This is a genomic window from Chryseobacterium ginsenosidimutans, from assembly GCF_039536845.1.
Lineage (GTDB): Bacteria > Bacteroidota > Bacteroidia > Flavobacteriales > Weeksellaceae > Chryseobacterium > Chryseobacterium ginsenosidimutans_B.
On sequence record NZ_BAAAZJ010000008.1, the window covers coordinates 199,925 to 221,415 of the forward strand.

General features: G+C 34.9%; 14 protein-coding genes and 1 riboswitch. Of the genes, 10 read left to right on the top strand and 4 right to left on the bottom strand.

The genetic code is table 11. From position 1 onward, the window contains the following. Positions 1–58: 58 nt before the first annotated feature. From ABD745_RS09315 to ABD745_RS09325, 3 genes are all read left to right on the top strand, one after another. A complete protein-coding gene (locus ABD745_RS09315; RefSeq protein ID WP_344828439.1) occupies positions 59–1,090 on the top strand; it encodes an AAA family ATPase in 1,032 nt (343 codons plus the stop codon). Between the two features lie 73 nt (positions 1,091–1,163). After that, positions 1,164–2,486 (top strand): DUF58 domain-containing protein, encoded by a 1,323-nt coding sequence (locus tag ABD745_RS09320; protein WP_344828442.1) that lies wholly within the window; start codon positions 1,164–1,166, stop codon positions 2,484–2,486. 140 nt (positions 2,487–2,626) lie between these two features. After that, positions 2,627–3,052 (top strand): OsmC family protein, encoded by a 426-nt coding sequence (locus ABD745_RS09325; protein ID WP_344828445.1) that lies wholly within the window; start codon positions 2,627–2,629, stop codon positions 3,050–3,052. A 78-nt stretch (positions 3,053–3,130) separates the two neighbouring features. On the opposite strand, the gene ABD745_RS09330 is transcribed toward ABD745_RS09325, so the two are convergent. From ABD745_RS09330 to ABD745_RS09345, 4 genes are all read right to left on the bottom strand, one after another. Then, positions 3,131–4,807 carry a T9SS type A sorting domain-containing protein gene (locus ABD745_RS09330; protein WP_344828448.1) on the bottom strand — a complete coding sequence of 559 codons (1,677 nt, stop codon included), beginning with the start codon at positions 4,805–4,807 and terminating at the stop codon, positions 3,131–3,133. A 244-nt stretch (positions 4,808–5,051) separates the two neighbouring features. Continuing rightward, complete coding sequence (locus tag ABD745_RS09335; RefSeq protein ID WP_344828451.1) at positions 5,052–6,923, bottom strand: T9SS type A sorting domain-containing protein; 1,872 nt, start codon at positions 6,921–6,923, stop codon at positions 5,052–5,054. A gap of 64 nt (positions 6,924–6,987) precedes the next feature. Next, positions 6,988–8,430, bottom strand: a complete 1,443-nt coding sequence (locus ABD745_RS09340) for a leucine-rich repeat domain-containing protein (RefSeq protein ID WP_344828454.1) — start codon at positions 8,428–8,430, stop codon at positions 6,988–6,990. 308 nt (positions 8,431–8,738) lie between these two features. Further along, entirely contained in the window at positions 8,739–11,354 is a 2,616-nt protein-coding gene (locus ABD745_RS09345; RefSeq protein ID WP_344828457.1) for an MGH1-like glycoside hydrolase domain-containing protein, read from the bottom strand. 188 nt (positions 11,355–11,542) lie between these two features. After that, positions 11,543–11,652: riboswitch (SAM riboswitch) on the top strand. 65 nt (positions 11,653–11,717) lie between these two features. Between ABD745_RS09345 and ABD745_RS09350 the strand changes: the two genes are divergently transcribed. The 7 genes from ABD745_RS09350 to metF all read left to right on the top strand — a co-directional run bounded on the left by ABD745_RS09350 (position 11,718) and on the right by metF (position 21,424). Continuing rightward, complete coding sequence (locus ABD745_RS09350; RefSeq protein WP_344828460.1) at positions 11,718–12,656, top strand: alpha/beta fold hydrolase; 939 nt, start codon at positions 11,718–11,720, stop codon at positions 12,654–12,656. Between the two features lies 1 nt (position 12,657). Then, the gene (locus ABD745_RS09355; RefSeq protein WP_344828463.1) at positions 12,658–14,196 is read left to right on the top strand and encodes an ACT domain-containing protein; all 1,539 of its coding nucleotides are present in this window, start codon (positions 12,658–12,660) and stop codon (positions 14,194–14,196) included. Between the two features lie 65 nt (positions 14,197–14,261). Continuing rightward, positions 14,262–15,428: an O-succinylhomoserine sulfhydrylase gene (locus tag ABD745_RS09360; RefSeq protein ID WP_344828466.1), complete on the top strand. Its 1,167-nt coding sequence runs from the start codon at positions 14,262–14,264 to the stop codon at positions 15,426–15,428. Between the two features lie 102 nt (positions 15,429–15,530). Then, positions 15,531–16,541 carry a homocysteine S-methyltransferase family protein gene (locus ABD745_RS09365; RefSeq protein ID WP_344828469.1) on the top strand — a complete coding sequence of 337 codons (1,011 nt, stop codon included), beginning with the start codon at positions 15,531–15,533 and terminating at the stop codon, positions 16,539–16,541. Positions 16,542–16,623: 82 nt separating this feature from the next. Then, entirely contained in the window at positions 16,624–17,715 is a 1,092-nt protein-coding gene (locus ABD745_RS09370; protein WP_344828472.1) for a fatty acid desaturase family protein, read from the top strand. Positions 17,716–17,719: 4 nt separating this feature from the next. Continuing rightward, on the top strand, positions 17,720–20,380 hold the full coding sequence (gene metH, locus ABD745_RS09375; protein ID WP_344828476.1) for a methionine synthase: 2,661 nt from the start codon (positions 17,720–17,722) through the stop codon (positions 20,378–20,380). 84 nt (positions 20,381–20,464) lie between these two features. Next, positions 20,465–21,424 carry a methylenetetrahydrofolate reductase [NAD(P)H] gene (metF, locus tag ABD745_RS09380; protein ID WP_344828479.1) on the top strand — a complete coding sequence of 320 codons (960 nt, stop codon included), beginning with the start codon at positions 20,465–20,467 and terminating at the stop codon, positions 21,422–21,424. Positions 21,425–21,491: the final 67 nt, after the last annotated feature.

Here is a 21,491-nt window from a genome sequence, read left to right on the forward strand (position 1 = left end):
TAACAATTCTTTCCAATTGGTGAACTGTTACATTGCTAAATTGTTAAATTAAAACAATATGGAAAACCTTGAAAACCAAAATATAGAATCACAAAATTCTATAAATTTTGATAAAAAAGAAGATCAGTTTCAGTCGAGAATTGATATGATTGAGCTTCGCGCAAGTTTAGAAAAAGTAAAAACTGAAATTGCAAAAGTAATTGTAGGCCAGGAAAGTATGGTCGAACATCTTTTGGCAGCACTTTTATCAAACGGACACGTTTTGATCGAGGGTGTTCCTGGTGTTGCAAAAACGATTACGGCGAAATTATTGGCAAAAACGATTGATGTTGGCTTTAGCAGAATTCAGTTTACACCGGATTTAATGCCTTCTGATATTTTGGGAACATCAATTTTTAATGTAAAAAATTCTGAATTTGAGTTTAAAAAAGGTCCGATCTTCTCTAATTTTATTTTAATTGATGAGATTAACAGGTCGCCTGCAAAAACTCAGGCGGCATTGTTCGAAGTAATGGAGGAAAGGCAGATCACAATGGACGGAATCCGTTACATTATGGAAGAGCCGTTTCTGGTTGTTGCTACTCAAAACCCAATTGAACACGAAGGAACATACAGACTTCCGGAAGCGCAGCTTGACCGTTTTTTATTCAAAATAAATGTAGGTTATCCAAATCTTGAGCAGGAAATTGCGATCATCAGAAATCAGCACGAAAGCAAAAAAGAAGATAAAACCGAGGTTGTCAATAAAGTGATCACAGCCCAACAACTGAAAAGTTATCAACATTTGGTAAAAGAAATCATTGTTGAAGCCCAGTTGATGGAATACATTGCGAAAATTATTGTAAATACAAGAGAAAACCAATTCTTATATTTAGGAGCTTCTCCAAGAGCGAGTCTGGCTTTATTAACGGCTTCAAAAGCATTTGCAGCGTTAAGAGGAAGAGATTTCGTAACTCCGGAAGACATCAAGGAAGCAAGTTATGCAGTGTTGAGGCACAGAGTAATCGTTTCGCCGGAAAGAGAAATGGAAGGTCTTACAGCAGACGAAATCATCAGACAAATTTTAGAAGGTATAGAAATCCCGAGATAGAAATTGGTTGTTGGCTGGAAGTCGTCAGTTGACGGTTTTTAGCTTACTGCCTATTGCTTACAGCATATAGCCAATGAAGAACTTATACATCAATACACGCTTTTTCTTCGCACTCATCGGAGTGGGGATACTGTATATTTTTGCATTTTTCTTTCCATTTTTGATGATTGTTGCGCACATTGTTTTAGTGTTGTGTTTTCTGGCTGCGATGCTGGATTATCTTTTTGTTTTCAATCAGAAGGATGGAATTTTTGCTCAGAGAATTTTACCGGAAAAATTGTCAAATGGTGATGAAAATCCTGTAAAAATTGATATTAAAAATAATTACAGTTTTAAGATTAATGTTAAAGTAATTGATGAAATTCCGTTTCAGTTTCAAAAAAGGGATTTTATGATTAAAAAACAGATCGAATCCGGAAGGAACAGTTTTTTTCAATATATTTTAGAACCGAAAGAAAGAGGAGAATACAATTTTGGAAGTTTAAATATTTATGTTTCATCGCCTTTGGGATTTGTTTCAAAGAGATTTAATTTTCAGAAAGACGCCAATTTACCAGCTTATCCATCATTTATTCATTTAAGAAAATATGAATTAATGGCTTTACAAAGCGAATTTTTATTAGGCGGAATTAAAAAAATCCGAAAGCTGGGACATACAATGGAATTTGAACAGATCAAAGAATATGTTCCTGGAGATGATATAAGAACGATCAACTGGAAAGCGACTTCAAAGACAAATCGTTTGATGGTCAATCAGTTTCAGGATGAAAAATCGCAACGAATTTTCATGTTGATCGATAAAGGCAGAACGATGAAAATGCCTTTTAAAGGATTGAGCTTGCTGGATTATTCGATCAATGCAACGATGGCTTTGTCACACATTATTTTGAAGAAAGGAGATCGTGCAGGAATGATGACCTTCTCCAAAAAAACAGAAAATAAGATTGCTGCAGAAAATAAATCAGGGCAATTAAGAAAAATTTCCGAAGCGCTTTACAATATCAAAACAGACTTTTTTGAAAGTGATTTTAACAGGTTGTACCAGGACGTCAAATATTCATTAAATCAGAGAAGTTTAATATTGTTATTCACCAATTTTGAAACACTTGATGGATTAAACCGTCAGTTAAAATACCTCCGGGGAATTGCCAAAAACCATTTATTGGTGGTAGTTTTCTTTAAAAATTCTGAACTTCAAACCTTAATTCATAAAAATCCTGAAAGTATGCAGGAAATCTATGATGAAATCATTGCCGAAAAATTTGAGTTTGAAAAAAAATTAATCATTCAGGAGCTTCGCAAATACGGAATTTATACAGTTTATACGTTACCTGAGAATTTGAATATCGATGTTATCAATAAGTATCTGGAGATAAAAGCGAGGGGGATTTTGTAATTTTGTGTAAGATTTAACACTAAAAAATAATGCTTCGAGAACCTCAGTATAACATCGCTACAAAATTACTGTTTAATAAAACGGATAGTATAGGAATGTTATGCTGAGCCTGTAAGCATCCTAAATATAAAATTTTAAAAATGAAAATAACACTTAATAGAATCAACGACGATTTTTTATTTGAGGCTACCAATTCACAAGGTAACTCAATTCTTTTAGATAATACTTCTCAACCCGGAGCAAAAGGAGTTTCGCCGATGGAAAGTGTTTTAATGGCTGTTGCAGGATGCAGCGGAATAGATGTAGTTTCTATTTTGAAAAAACAGAGACAGGAAATTACAGATTTCAAAGCTGAAGTAGAAGGGGAGAGAATTCCTGTGGATGATGCGAAACCTTTTAAATCAATTAAAGTTAGGTTTCTTCTGGAAGGAAATATTGATCCTAAAAAAGCTCAAAAGGCAGCTCAATTATCTTTTGAAAAATACTGTTCTGTTTCTAAGACATTGGAACCAAATGTAGAAATTGGGTATGAAGTGTTTGTAAACGGAGAGATCGCAGAAGCTTAGATTTAGTTAAAATAAAAAACAAAACGCGGATAAAAATTAATTTTTATCCGCGTTTTTAGTATGAATGTGTGTAAATTATTATTTTTTAATAGTTTTCATGCTTTTTACAGAGCCGTCTTTCATTGTTACTGTTAAAATATACATTCCGGATTTTACACCTCCTAAGAATAGGTCTGCAGATGGGTTTTCAACTGTTTTTATAACAACTCCCGAAAGATCTGTTACCACTGCTTTTTTCACATTTTCCGCTTTTTCGATATGTAAAGTATCGACAAATGGATTCGGATAAGCAATTCTTTCTTTCTCTTTTGCATTTACTTCGCTTGTTGCCAAGACAATTGGCTGAAGTGTTACTGTTACTGTAAATGTTCCGTTGTCAACCTTATTATATTCAACACTACAGTCAGATCCTCCATAAGTTCTCCAGGCTCTAAGCTCGAAGTTTACAGTTCCTATAAGATCATTTGCCAGTGTAAGCCCTGTTCTGTCATAAGAATAGGTACCTCCGTTTTGCCCTGCTCCTGATGTTATTGAAGATTCAGCTACACCGTTTGTAGAGCATACCAATAATGTTCTTTGCTCAGACATCCATCCGTTACTTGCTGTTGTCATTTTGTAAGAAACACCTGTAGATTTTACTTTATATCCTGTCGGAATATTCACCGTTACACTTCCTGCACAGTTGGTAGAAGTTGATGTATCCGGACTGAAATTATATTCTGTGTTAATATCTCCTAAAGTATAAGTAGAAATAACCTGTCCTGTTGCAAATTCTTTCATTTTCCAGAAACCTTGAGAACCTCCACAGTTTGATCTTACCCAGAAATAATAGGTTTGTCCGGTTGTTAAGCTACCAATTGTTGCCGTTGTTGTTCCTGCCGGAACACTTCCTGAAGGAGTAGTAGTTGCTGTAGGAGCGGTAGGCGAGGTGCTGTAATAATATTGATACCCTGAAGATGGTGCCGTTGCCGGAGCTGTCCAACTCAATGTCGCGCTATTCATCGTAGACGTATAAGTAATGTTTGTAGGAGATCCGCAAGCGCTGTATGCATCAGCTGAAAAAGCAAAAATATTAGGAATTCCTCCTGTTCCGGTTTTAGTTACCGTTACACTTTTTACATTTTTGGATTGATTGGCTGCATTAATTGCTAAGGGAATTTGATATAGTCTAGGATCTGTTCCGTATCCGGATTCTAAATTATCATTTGTAGTATTAATCCTTCCGATTCCCTGAATAGCATAATTGCTTCCATAATACCAGTCTGTAATAGCAATTCCGGTAAATGTCTGTGAAGTATTGTCGGTAAAATTTACGTCAACATCTACCGTACAGTCTCCACTTCCTCCTGTTGCCATCATGTATAAGCTAACAACCGGGATTGGTGTTGAAAACAGTAAAGTACCGTTATCATTTGTGTTCTGCAGTCTCAATGAATTGTTTGCGCTGTAAGATGCCATCTGATAAGATAGTCCTGAAGTTGAACCTACAGCAGAATTGATAATCCCGTTTATCGGGAGACCATAAGTCAGTGGGGTACTTGCAGCTGTTAACTGAAAATCTTTTGAAACAAAAGCGTAACTGACACCGTCAACGTCATTATTAGTTGAAGATGCTGAAGGACCGACTCCGTTAGCAATAACATCAGCATTGAATCCGCTTTGGATTGGCATCGGCTGATATTCCTGAGCTTTTAATTGAGTGATAAGCATGGTTGAGAGTACCATGCCTGCGAGAGGAAGTAGTTTTACTTTCATAAATTATTATTAGGTTTTATGGCACTAATATAGATATTTTGTTGTTAAAAATTCAATATAATTTGAAATTTAATACTTAATTTTTATATATTTTAGATAAAATATACTGTTTTCTTATCGATGGAATAGATTTTGACTATGATTGATTCACTTTTTATTGAAATAATAAATATTATGATGTAAATACAAATAAAAAATCCTTTTTCGGGATGAAAAAGGATTACTATTAAAATGAATTATTGTATTATTTTTTGGTTACTTTTTTAGTTATCGTTTCCCTGTCGGTAGCGATTTTAAAAATATATGTTCCTGACATCGTATTTTGAAGAGAAATTTTTGTTTTTGGAGTATTAATTCCTATTTGTTTTTGAAGAATCCTTCCCTGAATATCATATACTTCAATAGATTTTATCTTTGAATCTGCTTCGATATTCACATCGTCTTTTGTGGGGTTCGGATAAACGTTGACAGAAGAGTTTCCTTTAATGATTTCTGTCGTTGCTAAAGAAGAATTAATAATATTTGTAGTGGCTTCGTTGGTAGTAACAGGGAAATTATAATCAAAGTAAATATTTGCTTTGTTAATAACACTATCTCCTGAAACCAAATTATTTTTAGATTTAATCTTTAAAACAATATTTCCGTGAGCTGCAGCCGCAAGATTGATATCTTTCATCATAAATTCTACCTTATTTCCTGTGATTTTGGTATAAGTATTATGTGAAGTATTTTGGAGTTGTAGAGTATTAATGTCAAAATCATCAGGATTGATATCCATTTCTACTACAATGTTCGTTGCCGGAGCAGTTCCGGTATTTTCGAAATTTACGATATAATGAAGATACTTCCCAACCATTGACAATGGAATAAGATTTCCTTCAAGGCAAGTAATATCATTAGGGTCAAAAGAACCAACCACAGTTTGCTTATAAACAAATTGATTATCATCAGGATTAACATCTCCTAAAACAGGATTTACGCCTGCAGTGAAATTTAGAATATCGCCATTATTCACAGGATTGGTTGGATTTGTCGGAGTATTTATGGTAAAAGTAATCTCCGAAGATGTATTCTGATAAGGTTTCAAATTCGTGAAATTAAACGTAACAAGATTCCCTGTAACCGAAGAAGGTAGTACAGAAGAAACAAAGCTCATTTTTGAAGCGTCAAAACTAAGCGTTGCATTTCCTGAGAGAGTAGTATTTCCTTTATTTCTCCAGATGATTTTATAAATGGCGTCAAAGCCTGGTCTTGCATCTGTAACAGGAGCGAAAACTACTTCAAGATCTTTGATATTTCCGTTTTTGGTAACACAAAGATTCTGAGTGAAGGTATTATTGTTGTTATTCGCAAAATTCGTTGTAAAGGTAGAAGGTGTCACAGTAAATAATGAAGCATTTTCAGGCTCTGCGGTTATGGTAAAATCTCCTGTCTGAGTGTAGAAATCATATTTTCCGTTACTTTTTACAAAAGTTTCTCCTGTTGTGATACCATCATCTATTTTTACTTTCATATGTTCGAAAACTTCATCGTTGATATCACAGCCGTTATTGTTTTCGTCAAATCTTACGGTTCCTGTGATGGTGTTGTGATTTCCGCCTGGAGTAAAGCTACAATAGGTATTAATATTACAAGTAGTATTCCCGGAATTGGCTAATTCATTTTGGATACTAGCTACTTCACTCTCATCACAACAGATATATTGGCTGGGAGTTGCCGTCCAAAAATAAAAATCTAAAAACTGATCAACTCCATTCTTTATAAATAATTTTTCCAGTACAGAAGAATTCAAAATTAATGTTGTTAAACTAGTACAGTTATTGGCATTGAATGATTTTAAATAAGTATCAGTATTTAAAATCGCAGGATTATTAATGTAAAAGAAATCTACATTATAAGCACCTTTATAGATCGCTCCAATTTTATGATGGCCGCTAAAATCCAAATCAACAAATTTGTTACTTCCCAATGCCAATTCTTCTAAGTTTGGGAAATTGTGAATATCAAGAGTGGTGAGATTGTTGTTGAAAATATTTAAATATTTTAAAGTATTGGAAGAATTTTGAAGAGAGCTTAATAGGTTAGAACTACAATCTAATTTTTCTACGCTTGGCATTTTAGAAAAATTTATAGCTGTTATTTTATTTCCGGCTATGATCACCGTTTTTATATTAAGGCTATTATCCATTTAAGATGTTATCAGCAGTAGAAATCTGGCACTCGTATGCTCTTATCTCTGCAAGTGCAGGGCAATTTTTGACATTAAGATGAGTAAGTTTTGTTTTGCTTACATTTACAGAAGTAAGAGCCATACAGTTTTCAAGATTTACTTCTTTTAAACTCCAATATGGAGGATAACTTACATTGTTTATGAGTCCACCCATATTATAGTTGCCATCATTGTTGTGGTTAAAGCTTGTTAAAGCAGAACAGTTTTTCAGGTTGACAATTTCTAATGCATTTTGATACATTAATCCGATATTTGTTAAAGAACTACAATTTTCAGCATTTAAAGATCTTAATTTCATGCTTGCTGGTAAACCACCGCCGCCGTTTGCTCCTCCGTTTGGGATGTCAAGATTCATTTGTAAAGTATGCAAGAAGGGCAAATTGCTAACATCAATTTCGATTAAAGGCTGATCATTAAACTCTATATATTCTAAATTAGGTGAACCTTTTAAATCAACATCATATAAATGCCCCCATCCATGAAGAGAGGTATTGCCCATATTATATTGCCCTTCCCCATTATAGATAATCATTTTTAAATTAGTCATTCCAAAAGTATTGATCGATGATCCCGATTCAAAGGTAGATGGGTTGTTATCCAAATGCAGTTCTTTTATTTGTGCTAATTCAGTTGTTTGAAGAATGCCATCATTATTAGAGTCAATTTTAAAATATTGGTCACTAATGTTTTTAGCGATCATATTGGTTGCATTTGCTGATAAAAGCTTTTGGGTAAATATGGGATCAATTACCGGACTGTTACAAAAAGCCTGAGAAATACTTCCGGTAGAAGGTAAAGTATCAGAAGCATCTTTACATATATTTGAAAGTAAAGGATTGTTGGTTATATTTAAAGATTGAATATTATTAGCTATTCCGTCCTGAAAGGATAATCCGCTAAGATTGTTTCCTGATACATTAATATTAATCAAACTCGGAAGATTGGATAAATTAATATATTTTAAAAGGTTGTTACTGCAATCAATGTTTTTTAAATTTAAATCATACTGAAGAAAAATTCCATTGATAGATGAATTGTTACATTTAACTGTCTGTAAATTATCCAGACCTTGTAAATCTAGGAAATAGGTATTATTAAGAGAACAGTCTAATTTAATAATGTTTTTAAAATGAGAAATACCCTCTAATGAATAAAGGGATGAATTGGAAACATCAAGTTCAGAAACTTTTTCAGCTTCATCTTTACTTATATTCCCGTCTCCGTTTGTATCGATGGCAAAATAGTTACCACTAAGATTTTTAGCAACTGTATTGCTGGGAGAAGAAGATAATAGTTTTGTTCTAAAATTCGGATCAGAAAAACTGATGTTTTGTGCTTTTATTCCCAAGCTGAGCATTAGGAAAGCTAGCAAGCAAAATAATTTTGTTTTCATTTGTATAAGTATTTATTGGTTGTGTTTTATATTGAGCCGAAAAATCACTGATTGTAATTGCAATCAATGTATTAATAGCTGAAATTTTTGAATTTGTTACTTAGAAATAAGCTTTGATGAGATGTAATTTGTGTTCGAATTCCTAACTTAATGTATAAGAGATCAAACAAAAGTGAATTTGTTTTCATTATTTGCGTGTTTGGTCTACAAATTTAAATAATTATTTGAATATCCGAAATGTATTCAAATAAAAATGTAATCAAACCCATCTTAAAATAAAAAAAGCCTCTTAGAAAAGAGGCTTTAAATTATATTGTCAATCTAGGTTTCATCAGCTTCGCAACCGTTGCAGTCCATCCTGTCTGATGAGATGCGCCGACTCCGCGACCATTATCTCCATGAAAATATTCGAAGAATGTAATATAATCTTTAAAATTTTCATCATAATTAAACTTAGGATTTCCACCATTAAAAGGTCGTTGTCCATGTTCATCTTTTAAGAAAATCGAACACAGTCTGTTACTGATATTTTGGGCAACTTCATCAAGATTTCTTTTATCTCCGCTTCCTGTCGGTAATTCCACTTTCAGACTGTTTCCATAATAAAAATGGAACCTTTGCAGGCTCTCAACAATCAAAAAGTTGATCGGAAACCAGATAGGACCACGCCAGTTGCTGTTTCCGCCAAACATCCGGCTGTCACTTTCTGCAGGAGTATAATAAACCATATTTTCATTTCCATGAACAGAAAATACAAACGGATTCTCTTCATAAAATTTTGACATGGCACGAATTCCGTAATCACTTAAAAACTCCTTTTCATCAAGCATTCTTGTCAGAACTTTTGTTAAACGGTTTTTACGCAGAATACTCATCAGATGTTTTCTTCCGTGGCCTTCTTCTTCCCAATGAGAAACAAGTTTTGTGAGTTCAGGTTTATTTTTTAAAATCCATTCCATTCTTGCAGTAAAGTTTGGCATTTTATCAAGCAAATGATGATCTATAATTTCCACCGCAAACATAGGAATCAATCCGACAATACTTCTTAATTTCAATGAAACACTATCTCCGTTTCCAAGCTGTAAAACGTCGTAAAAAAAGCCATCTTCTTCATTCCATAAGCCTTTTGTGCCTTCACCCAGATTTTCCATGGCTTCAGCAATATAAAGATAGTGTTCGAAAAACTTGATTGCCATGTCTTCATAAACCTGGTAATATTGAGCCAATTCCATTGCAATTCGCATCATATTCAGAGCGTACATCGCCATCCAGCTTGTTCCATCGGCTTGTTCAAGATGTTGACCGTCTTTTAAAACCATATTTCGATCAAAAGCACCAATATTATCGAGTCCGAGGAAACCTCCTCCGAAAATATTTTTACCGTTTTTATCTTTTCTGTTTACCCACCAGGTGAAATTCAAGAGCAGTTTTTGGAAAACTTTTTCTAAAAATAAAAGGTCGGGTTTTCCGTTTTGTTTTTCATCAATTTTAAAAACTCTGAAGCACGACCATGCATGAACAGGCGGATTTACATCGCTCAGATTCCATTCGTAAGCCGGAAGTTGTCCGTTTGGATGCATGTACCATTCTTTCGTTAACAAAAGAAGCTGTCCTTTTGCAAATTCAGCATCAATAATTGAAAACGGAACACAATGGAAAGCCAGGTCCCAGGTCGCATACCAAGGATATTCCCATTTATCGGGCATTGAAATGATATCTTTATTGTGAAGATGATTCCATTCTGTATTTCTTACATAATTATTAAAATCTCTCGGAGCTTCAAAATTGGGATCACCTTTCAGCCATTTTCCGACATTGTAATGATAAAATTGTTTGTTCCAAAGCAACCCTGCGAAAGCCTGTCTTTGAACATTTTTTTCATCATCACTCCCTACATCATTCTGAATATCATCATAAAATTCATTAGCTTCATTAATCCTTGTCTTTAATATTTGATCAAAATCCAGAAAAGGTTCATCCGATTCATTCGGGGATAATCTGAAATCAAAAGTTTTTGATTGCCCCGCTTCGATAATTTCATCAATTAAAAAAGAAGCTTTTGTTCCTCTTTTTTCCGGATTGATTGTGTTGCTTTTGTAGATTATATAATCATTAATCCCATCTTTGAAATAAGAATTTCCGGGATAAGGTGTTCCGTGTAATTTCGGATGATTGGTTTCATTTTCACAAAAAACACTTTCTGAATTAAGGTTTCTTGAATAAAACTTTTTAATAGAAATACTATCGTGGTTGATATCAATACAGCCTTCGGCAGAAGCATTAGTTTGTCCTTTATATGTATTGTAGCCCCATTTCCAGTTGTTTCTGAACCATACTGTTGGCGCAACTACAATCGGAGCATCAATATTACTTCTGTTGCAAATGGTAATTCTTACTAAAATGTCATTATGATCGGCTTTAGCATATTCAATGAAAATATCAAAATATTCATCATTATCGAAAATTCCGGTATCAATAATTTCATATTCAGGCTCTTTTTTGCTTCGTCTTGCATTCTCGGCACGGATATCATCATAAGGAAAAGCATTGATCGGATATTTATAGACCAGTTTCATGTAGCTGTGAGTAGGTGTATTATCCAGATAGTAAAATATCTCTTTAATATCTTCTCCATGATTTCCCTGGGGATTACTCAGACCGAAAAAACGCTCTTTCACCATTTTGTCTTTCTTGTTCCAGAACGAAAGTGCAAAACAAAAAAGCTGTTTCACATCGGAGATTCCCGCAATTCCTTCTTCACCCCAACGATAAGCACTGCTTTCGGCATTATTATGATTGGCGAAATTCCATGCATCGCCGTTCGCACTGTAGTCTTCACGTACATTTCCCCATTGTCGGTTGCTCACGTAAGGTCCCCAGTTTTTCCAGTTCGTATCTTGTAATCTTTGTTTTTCAGCAATCATATTTCACCATTTTTCAATACGAAGTTAGTTTTTTTGAGAAAAAATTCCAACTTCCTAAATTTGAATTATATTTAATGTACTCTCGAAAACCTTTTATCTATGGGTGTTTGGAGTGTTAAATTAAATTTTTATAAATATTTAAAAGAAAAGTTATATCTTTGCACCATTCGATCATTCACATATTGAAAATGTTATCAAGAAAGGTTGAGGGACAGACCCTGTGAAACCTTAGCAACCCTTTGCGCAAGCGAAGAAGGTGCTACGTTCTACCAAATAATTTATTTTGGACAGATAACTTACTGAAGTTCTTTTCAGCCATTTCTTATGGCATTTTCAAATTGTATTATCAAAAGTATAATAGAATTGAAAACAGAACTTAAACATATTAATATTTCGTATCAAGCAAATTCCCAAAAGGAATACAGTATCCCATTGAGCTACCAGCTTTTCGGGAAAGACCTGTTTTCTGCACCTATCGTTTTAGTTAATCATGCCTTAACCGGAAATTCAAATGTTTCAGGAGAAAAAGGCTGGTGGAAACAACTGATCGGTGAAAATCAGGTGATCGATACAAATAAATACACGGTTTTGTGCTTCAATATTCCCGGAAACGGCTATGATGATTTTTTAATTGATGAATACGAAGATTTCACGACTGCAGATATTGCAAATATCTTTTTAAAAGGTCTTGAAATTTTAAATATTAAAAGTTTATACACCATTATTGGAGGTTCTTTAGGTGGTGGAATCGGTTGGGAAATGTTGGTAAAAAAAACAGATCTTGCCGAAATTTTCATTCCTATTGCCTGCGATTTTAAAACTCATGATTGGCTCCATGCACAATGTCTGGTTCAGAAATTTTTGTTAAACGGAAATGATAAACCGTTACAGAAAGCCAGAATTCATGCGATGTTATGTTATAGAACACCCCAATCTTTAAACGATAGATTTCAAAACAAATACAATCAGGAAAAACAGAGCTTAGAATCGGAAGACTGGCTTGTTTATCACGGAAATGCTTTAAACGAAAGATTTAGTTTAAAATCTTACAAACTAATGAATCATTTGCTGATGAATATTAATACAGAAGAAACTCAACTGGAAAAGATTAAGGCACGAATGCACATGATCTCCGTTGATACAGATTTATTCTTCCCGGCTTCTGAAATCCGAATGTGCTTTGAAAAGCTTACAAAAAAAAAGGAAAATGTTTTCTATCACGAGATCAAATCAATTCACGGGCACGACGCCTTCTTAATGGAATACAAACAATTAAATAATATCATTAAAAATATTTTGTAGAATGAAAAATGCTAACGAAATAAAATTTTTAAAAAACAGATCAATCATCAAATTTGAAGGAGAGGATTTCTTAGGTGAAATCGGGATTGACGGAAGAATTTTTAAAGCGCTTACTTTGGCGCGCATCAGTGTCGGAGTAATTTCTCAGCAGGCAATCGAAAACGGATTGTCAATTTTGGTTCAGGAAGCAGATTCCGAAAAAGCAGTAAATTGTCTGATTGATGAATTTGAAGCAGAAAGAAAATCAGGGAAAGTTTCTCAGATTTACAGTATAAATAATGTTTCAGTAATAGGTTTTGTTGCAGAGGATTTCAACAAAGTGTTGGCAGAATTAGCCAGAAATAACGTTTTCCCATTGCTTTTAAATCAAGTAGCAAGTGAAAAACGAATTAATATAGTAGTGACTTCTTCGCAAGACGAAAAAGCAAAAAATATCATCGAATCTGAGATTTCTAAAAAGCCAAAAACGGTTCATTTAGCAATCATCGGTCATGGAAACGTAGGAAAGACTTTGATCGAACAGGTTTTACAGTCATCAGAAGAAATCAGAAGACGTAAAAAAATCGACTTGAAAGTTGTGGCAGTAGCCAATTCAAGAAAAATTGCCTTCAACAAAAAAGGTTTTGGAAGTAACTGGAGCGATGAGGTTTTGACGGCAGAAAGCCCGTCCGATGTTCAGGAATTAATCAAATTCTCAAAAGAAAATCAGTTGGAAAACCTTATCGTTGTTGATAACACAGCGAGTACAGATTTTGTTCACAATTATCATGCTTTGGCAGAAAATGGTTTTGATCTGGTGTCGTCCAATAAAATTTTCAATACGCTTCCTATTGAAGAATACCGTAAACTAAGATATACGTTGAACAAAAATAACAGACGTTATCTATATGAAACCAATGTGGGAGCAGGTTTGCCGTTAATCGATACGATAAAACTTTTACACCTTTCAGGAGAAAATATTACAAGAATTAAAGGCGTGTTTTCCGGAACATTGAGCTATGTTTTCAATAATTTTTCTTTAAGAAACGATAAATTTTCGACGATTATTAATGAAGCGTTGGAAAAAGGCTATACAGAACCAGATCCAAGAGAAGACTTATCAGGAAACGATGTGGCAAGAAAATTATTGATTTTGGCGAGAGAATTAGATTTAATCAATGAATTTAATGATATCAATATTCAAAATCTTGTTCCTGAGAATTTACTTTCCATTTCAAAACCAGAATTTCTTACAAGATTAGAAGAATTAGACGAAGAATATCAGAAAATCAAGGAAAATCAAGAACCAGGTCATGTGTTGAGATATGTTGGTGATTTGCATGGTGATTTGCAAAAAGATAAAGGCGAATTGGATGTAAAATTGATCTCAGTTCCTGCAACTTCCGCTTTAGGACAACTAAAAGGTTCAGATTCAATCTTTGAAATTTACACGGAAAGTTATGGTGAAAACCCAATCGTAATCATGGGAGCCGGAGCCGGAGCTCAGGTTACGGCAAGAGGTGTTTTCGGAGATATTTTGAGAGTAAGCGAAACGAAATAATTAGCGAACCCGAAGGGTTCAACATCAATAGCCGTAGGTGAAACCTATGGAAAAATAATAAAATAATGGAAAACGAAAATTTTGAAACCTTCGCAATAAGAACGCAAACCGAAAGAACGCAGTTTGACGAGCATTCAACGCCATTATATCTCACTTCGAGTTTTGTTTTTGAAGATGCCGAAGATATGAGGGCTTCATTTGCAGAAGAAAAACCTAAAAATCTGTACAGCCGATTTTCAAACCCGAATGTAACTGAATTCACGGACAAAATCGCCAAAATGGAAGGTGCAGAAGCGGGATATGCTTTTGCAACGGGAATGGCAGCGATTTATTCAACTTTTGCGACTTTGTTAAATGCAGGTGATCATATTGTAAGCTGTCAGTCGGTTTTCGGATCGACACACACATTGTTTACAAAATATTTCCCGAAATGGAATATCGAAACAACGTATTTCAAAGCAGAAGATTCAGAAAACGTAGAAAAATATATTCAGCCAAATACTAAAATTTTATATTTGGAAACGCCGACAAATCCGGCAATCGAGATTTTAGATTTAGAATTTTTTGGACAAATTGCAAAAAAACATAATCTTATCTTTATTGTAGATAATTGTTTTGCAACACCTTACCTTCAACAGCCGATTAAATATGGAGCAGACATTGTCGTTCATTCAGCAACAAAATTAATTGACGGCCAAGGACGAGTTTTGGGTGGAGTAGCAGTAGGCAGAGAAGATTTGATTCGTGAGATTTATCTTTTCGCAAGAAATACAGGACCGGCAATGTCACCTTTCAACGCTTGGGTTCTATCAAAAAGCTTGGAAACTTTAGCAATCCGTGTTGAAAAACACTGTGAGAATGCTTTAAAAGTAGCCGGGTTTTTAGAAAGCCATCCGAATGTAGAATTGACAAAATATCCATTCCTGCCATCTCATCCAAGCTATGAAATTGCCAAAAAACAAATGAAATTAGGCGGAAATATTGTAGCATTCGAAATCAAGGGCGGAATTGAAGGCGGAAGAAAATTTTTAGATAAAATAAAAATGTGTTCTCTTTCTGCAAACCTTGGTGATACAAGAACGATTGTAACGCACCCTGCATCTACAACCCATTCAAAATTAACGGACGAAGAAAGAAACGAAGTAGGAATTACGGCAGGTCTGGTTCGTTGCTCAGTAGGTTTGGAAAATGTAGACGATATTATTGCAGATTTAAAACAGGCATTGGATTAATAATGGGAGTCCCGAAGGGACGACTTAAAAAATCCTATTGAAATGTGAAATATCATTAAAACATCAATCAATGGAATAATCCAACGATGAAAAATAAACAAAATGAAAAATTCAGAACAATTATACAAAGCATTATCTGAAAGAATTTTAATTCTTGACGGAGCAATGGGAACGATGCTTCAGCGATACAAATTCGAGGAAGAAGATTACCGTGGAGAGCGTTTCAAAGATTGGGAACATCCGGTTAAGGGAAACAATGACTTACTCTCATTGACGCAACCTCATGCGATCGAGGAAGTTCACAAAAAATATCTGGAAGCTGGAGCTGACATTATAGAAACCAATACATTCTCAGGAACGACCATCGCGATGGCAGATTACCACATGGAAGAATTGGTTTATGAGCTAAATTTCGAGTCTGCGAAAATTGCAAGAAAAGTTTGTGATGAGTTCACCGCTCAAAATCCTGATAAACCAAGATTTGTGGCGGGTTCAATCGGTCCGACAAACAGGACGGCAAGTTTAAGTCCGGATGTAAACGATCCGGGTTACAGAGCGATCACTTTTGACGAATTGAGAATTGCTTACAAACAACAATCTGAAGCTTTGTTAGACGGAGGTTCAGATATTTTATTGGTTGAAACGATTTTTGATACATTAAACGCAAAAGCAGCCCTTTTCGCTATTGATGAAATTAATGAAGAAAGAGGAATTAATATTCCGATCATGGTTTCAGGAACGATTACCGATGCTTCAGGAAGAACACTGAGCGGGCAAACTGCAGAAGCATTTTTGATCTCAGTATCACATTTGAATTTATTAAGTGTTGGTTTCAATTGTGCGTTGGGAGCGAATCAGTTAACGCCGTATTTAGAGACCTTGGCTCATAATTCTGAATTCTACGTTTCAGCTTATCCAAACGCAGGTCTCCCAAACGCGTTCGGAAAATATGATGAAACACCGGAAGATATGGCAGCACAGATTAAAGAATATGTAGAAAAAAGATTAATCAATATTATCGGAGGCTGCTGCGGAACTACACCGGACCACATCAAGGCAATTGCTGATCTGGTTGCACAGTATCCACCAAGAAAATTGAAGGAATTTGTCTGATTTAATAGATTTTTTTTATTGAATCGATAATAAAAGGAACGGTTTTTAATATTAAATTTAAATATCACACAAATTTAATATTATGGAAAAGCCGATTTACTTAAAGGATTCAGAGGATGCAAAACTGTTTAATGAACTAAGAAAAAAAGTGAACCAGCGTATAGAAGCCATTCCCGGAAACAGGGATATTTATATTCAGATCAAAGCCATTATTTTGCCTTTGGTCTATTTTGGTTTATATGTTTTTGCGCTTTTTAGTAATGAAAATCAGTGGGTTTATATTTCAAGTTTTGTGTTGATGGGAATTTCCTTGGTGTTGATTTATTTAAATTTGATCCACGAAGCTGCCCACAATAATATTTATAAAAACAAAAAATTAAACGGATTTGTGTTGCAGATTTTCGATTTCGTAGGTGCCAATTCCTACATCTGGAAAAAAAGACATATTGCAAGCCATCACGCTTATCCGAATGTGGACGGATGGGACACGGACATCGAGCAGAGTGGACTTCTTTTAATCATTCCTTGGATCAAGGCTAAAGGAATTCAGAAATATCAGCATTTCTTTTTCTTTTTGGTCTATCCTTTATATCTGTTTAATTGGATGTTTATCAGAGATTTCAGAGACTTTTTTGATAATGAAAGAGTAATTCTGAAAACCCAGGGAACGATTCCAATTATTGAAAAAGTAAAAATGGTAAGTTATAAACTGTTTTATTTTTTCTACCAGATTGCAGTTCCGGTTTTGTTTTTTAAAGTATCTCTTGGTTTGGCTTTCGGAGCTTGGTTTTTGCAGGTGATTTCGGCGAGTATTTTTGCGCTGTTTGTTTTATTGCCTCTGCATCCGCTTCCTGACAATGCTTTTCCAAAATTGGATGAGAAAAACGGACTGCCTTTCAGTTGGCTTCATCATCAGTTTGAAGTCACCAATGATTTACAGGAAAATAACTGGTTTGTAAGAAATATTTTAGGGAATTTCAACTTTCATGTTGCCCATCATTTGTTTCCGAATTACAGTTATCTATATTATAATGAAATTACGGAGGAGATTGAAAAGTTTGCTAAAGAACATAATTTGGCGTACAAAAGGTTTCCGATTTTTACCGCTTTGGGCAAACATATTGATTTGCTGAAGCAAAATGCGAATAATGCATATTTTATTTTAGAAGAATAAATTGATGAAATATTTAAGATTATCAGGGCTTGAGCCTTTGATTATTACACCGGAAAGTAACTTTATCAACGTTGGTGAAAGGACAAACGTTGCCGGATCAAAGAAATTTTTAAGATTAATAAAAGAAGAAAAATTCGGGGAGGCGCTTGATATTGCCCGTCATCAGGTAGAAGGCGGTGCGCAGATTCTTGATGTCAATTTCGACGATGGATTGATCGACGGAAAAGCTTCGATGATTAAATTTTTAAATTTAATTGCTTCAGAACCCGATATTTCCAGAATTCCGATCATGATCGACTCCTCAAAATGGGAGATTTTAGAAGCCGGATTACAAGTCGCACAAGGAAAATGTGTGGTAAACTCGATCAGTCTGAAAGGAGGTGAAGAAGAATTTATCAAACAGGCAAAAGCTATTAAAAGATACGGTGCAGCAGTCATTGTAATGGCTTTTGATGAAGACGGACAAGCCGATAATTACGATCGAAGACTTGAAATTTCGAAACGTTCTTATGATATTCTGGTGAATCAGGTTGGGTTTCCGGCAGAAGATATCATTTTTGATTTAAATATTTTCCCTGTCGCAACAGGAATGGATGAGCATAGAAGAAATGCAATCGACTTCATTGAAGCGACGAGATGGGTTCGGCAAAATCTTCCTTATGCATCTGTGAGTGGAGGTGTGAGCAATGTTTCGTTCTCCTTTCGTGGAAATGATACCGTGAGAGAAGCAATGCACTCGGTTTTCCTTTACCATGCAATTCAGGCAGGAATGAATATCGGAATTGTAAATCCTGCCATGTTGGAGGTTTATGATGAAATTAATAAAGAGCTTCTCGGGCTTGTTGAAGATGTAATTCTTGATAAAAGAGAAGACGCAACGGAAAGACTTCTTGATTATTCCGAAAAACATAAATCCGTCAAAAAAGAGGTTGTCGAAGAGCTTGAATGGCGAACAAGACCTTTGCAGGAAAGAATCACGCACGCTTTGGTAAAAGGAATCGACCGTTTTATTGAAGAAGATGTGGAAGAAGCGAGATTACAGTCTGCAAAACCTTTACACGTTATTGAAGTTAATTTAATGACCGGAATGGGTGTTGTCGGTGACCTGTTCGGAAGCGGAAAAATGTTCCTTCCACAGGTTGTAAAATCGGCAAGGGTAATGAAAAAAGCGGTGGCTTATTTACAACCTTTCATTGAAGCTGAAAAAGATGGCACAAGACCTGCGAATGGAAAAATACTGATGGCAACAGTAAAAGGTGACGTTCATGATATCGGTAAAAATATTGTAAGTGTTGTTTTGGGTTGTAATAATTATGAAATTGTAGATCTTGGAGTAATGGTTCCGGCCGAAAAGATTATTCAGGCTGCAATCGATCATAATGTTGATGTGATTGGTTTGAGCGGATTGATCACGCCAAGTTTGGACGAAATGGTGTACATCGCATCAGAATTAGAACGTCAAAATCTTAATTTTCCTTTATTAATCGGTGGTGCAACGACTTCAAAAGCACACACTGCAGTAAAAATAGATTTGAAATATAAAAATGCAGTCGTACATGTAAATGATGCTTCCAGAGCTGTAAATGTTGTAAGTTCTTTACTTGGCGATAGAAATAAAGAATATGTTGATGATTTAAAAAGCGACTATTCTGATTTCCGCGAAAAGTTTTTAAATAGACAGATTGATAAAGAATATGTTTCAATAGAAGATGCCAGAAGAGATAAATTTAAAATTGATTGGGAAAATGAAGAAATTTTCACACCAAATCAATTAGGTATACAGGTTTTTGAGAACCAAGATTTAAATGAATTAGTTCCTTTCATCGACTGGTCGCCGTTTTTCAGAAGCTGGGATCTTCATGGTAAATATCCCAATATTTTTGATGATGAGGTTGTCGGAGCTCAGGCTAAAGAATTATTTAAAGATGCTCAGGTTATTTTAAAGAAAATTTTGGATGAAAAATCATTAACTGCAAAAGCCATTTTTGGAATTTTTAAAGCTAATTCTAATGAATCAGATGATATTTTAATTTTGGATGAAAATGATAATGAGCAGGTTAAATTTTTAACACTAAGACAACAGCTTCAAAAATCAAAAGGCAAAGAATATTTGGCATTAAGTGATTTTATTGCTCCTCAAAATTCAGGGAAAACGGATTATATGGGAGCTTTCTGCGTTACAACAGGTTTTGGAACCGATGAATTGGCAGAAGAATACGAAAAAGCAAACGATGATTACAATGCCATTATGGTAAAAGCTTTGGCAGACCGTTTTGCAGAAGCTTATGCCGAATTTTTACATAAAAAAGTAAGAACCGAATATTGGGGATATGCCAATCAGGAAAACTTAAGCAACGAAGATTTGATTGCCGAAAAATATAAAGGAGTTCGTCCGGCTCCGGGATATCCCGCTTGTCCTGATCACTTGGAAAAGCACGCCATTTGGGATCTTTTAAAAGTGGAAGAGAATATTGGAGTTTATCTGACTGAAAGTTTGGCAATGTTCCCGACTGCTTCGGTTTCCGGATATTATTTCGGCAGTCCGCACGCAAAATATTTCGGATTGGGAAAAATCACGGAAGATCAATTGAAAGATTATTCCAAAAGAAAAGGAATTTCTTTGCAGGAAGCTAGAAAATGGTTGTCACCGAATTTAGCGGATTAATAAAATAGTTAATGGTTGATAGTTGTTTGCTGACAGTTATTAAACCAGCAACCAACAACTATTAATAATCAACAAAAATATAAAATGAAGATAACAGACCACATAAAAAACGCAAACGGAAAAACTTTGTTTTCCCTCGAAGTTGTTCCGCCACAAAAGGGAATCGGGATTGAAGATTTATACACAAACATTGATCCGTTGATGGAATTTAAACCTCCATTTATCGATGTTACGACTTCACGGGAAGAATATATTTACATTGACAAAGGAAATGGCTTGATGGAGCGTAGAATCACAAGAATGCGTCCCGGAACATTAGGAATTTGTGCGGCAATTCAACATAAATATAATGTTGATACTGTTCCACACTTACTTTGCGGAGGTTTTACCAAAGAGGAAACAGAATATCTTTTAGTCGACTGTATGTATTTGGGAATTGATAATATTATGGCGTTGAGAGGTGATGCGATGAAAGGTCATCAATATTTTGAAGCGACACCGGGAGGTCATGCAAGTGCGATGGATTTGGTACATCAAATCAATAATTTAGGTCGTGGAAAATATCTTCATAATGATGATAAGATTTGCGATGAGCCGAACAAATTCTGTATAGGTGTCGCAGGTTATCCGGAAAAGCACATGGAAGCACCATCTATGAATTATGACTTAAAATGGCTGAAGCAAAAAGTAGATGCTGGTGCAGATTATATTGTGACACAGATGTTTTTTGATAATAAAAAATTCATTGAGTTTGTTACGAAAGCCAGGGAAATGGGAATTACGGTCCCAATAATTCCGGGAATTAAACCGATTGCAACGAAAAAACATCTGAAAATTCTGCCTCAGATTTTTAAAATCGATTTGCCGGAAGAATTAATCAATGAAGTGGAAAAAGCAAAAAATAACGAAGCTGTAAAACAAATCGGAATCGAATGGGCCATCAACCAATGCAGAGAATTGCTGGATTTTGGAGTTCCTGTTCTGCATTTTTACTCGATGGGTAAAAGTGATAATATTAAAAAAGTAGCCGGAGAGCTATTCTAATAAAGTAAAGTGATATTTGATTTTAAAGCCTTGTTTTTGCAAGGCTTTTTCGTTTTTATGGTTTCAG

Coding starts and splice junctions, on each gene's coding strand:
- ABD745_RS09365 (WP_344828469.1), top strand. CDS start 15,531: ATGAAAAATTCAGAACAATTATACAAAGCATTATCTGAAAGAATTTTA.
- ABD745_RS09320 (WP_344828442.1), top strand. CDS start 1,164: ATGAAGAACTTATACATCAATACACGCTTTTTCTTCGCACTCATCGGA.
- ABD745_RS09335 (WP_344828451.1), bottom strand. CDS start 6,923: ATGCCAAGCGTAGAAAAATTAGATTGTAGTTCTAACCTATTAAGCTCT.
- metF (WP_344828479.1), top strand. CDS start 20,465: ATGAAGATAACAGACCACATAAAAAACGCAAACGGAAAAACTTTGTTT.
- ABD745_RS09340 (WP_344828454.1), bottom strand. CDS start 8,430: ATGAAAACAAAATTATTTTGCTTGCTAGCTTTCCTAATGCTCAGCTTG.
- ABD745_RS09315 (WP_344828439.1), top strand. CDS start 59: ATGGAAAACCTTGAAAACCAAAATATAGAATCACAAAATTCTATAAAT.
- ABD745_RS09360 (WP_344828466.1), top strand. CDS start 14,262: ATGGAAAACGAAAATTTTGAAACCTTCGCAATAAGAACGCAAACCGAA.
- metH (WP_344828476.1), top strand. CDS start 17,720: ATGAAATATTTAAGATTATCAGGGCTTGAGCCTTTGATTATTACACCG.
- ABD745_RS09355 (WP_344828463.1), top strand. CDS start 12,658: ATGAAAAATGCTAACGAAATAAAATTTTTAAAAAACAGATCAATCATC.
- ABD745_RS09330 (WP_344828448.1), bottom strand. CDS start 4,807: ATGAAAGTAAAACTACTTCCTCTCGCAGGCATGGTACTCTCAACCATG.
- ABD745_RS09370 (WP_344828472.1), top strand. CDS start 16,624: ATGGAAAAGCCGATTTACTTAAAGGATTCAGAGGATGCAAAACTGTTT.
- ABD745_RS09325 (WP_344828445.1), top strand. CDS start 2,627: ATGAAAATAACACTTAATAGAATCAACGACGATTTTTTATTTGAGGCT.
- ABD745_RS09345 (WP_344828457.1), bottom strand. CDS start 11,354: ATGATTGCTGAAAAACAAAGATTACAAGATACGAACTGGAAAAACTGG.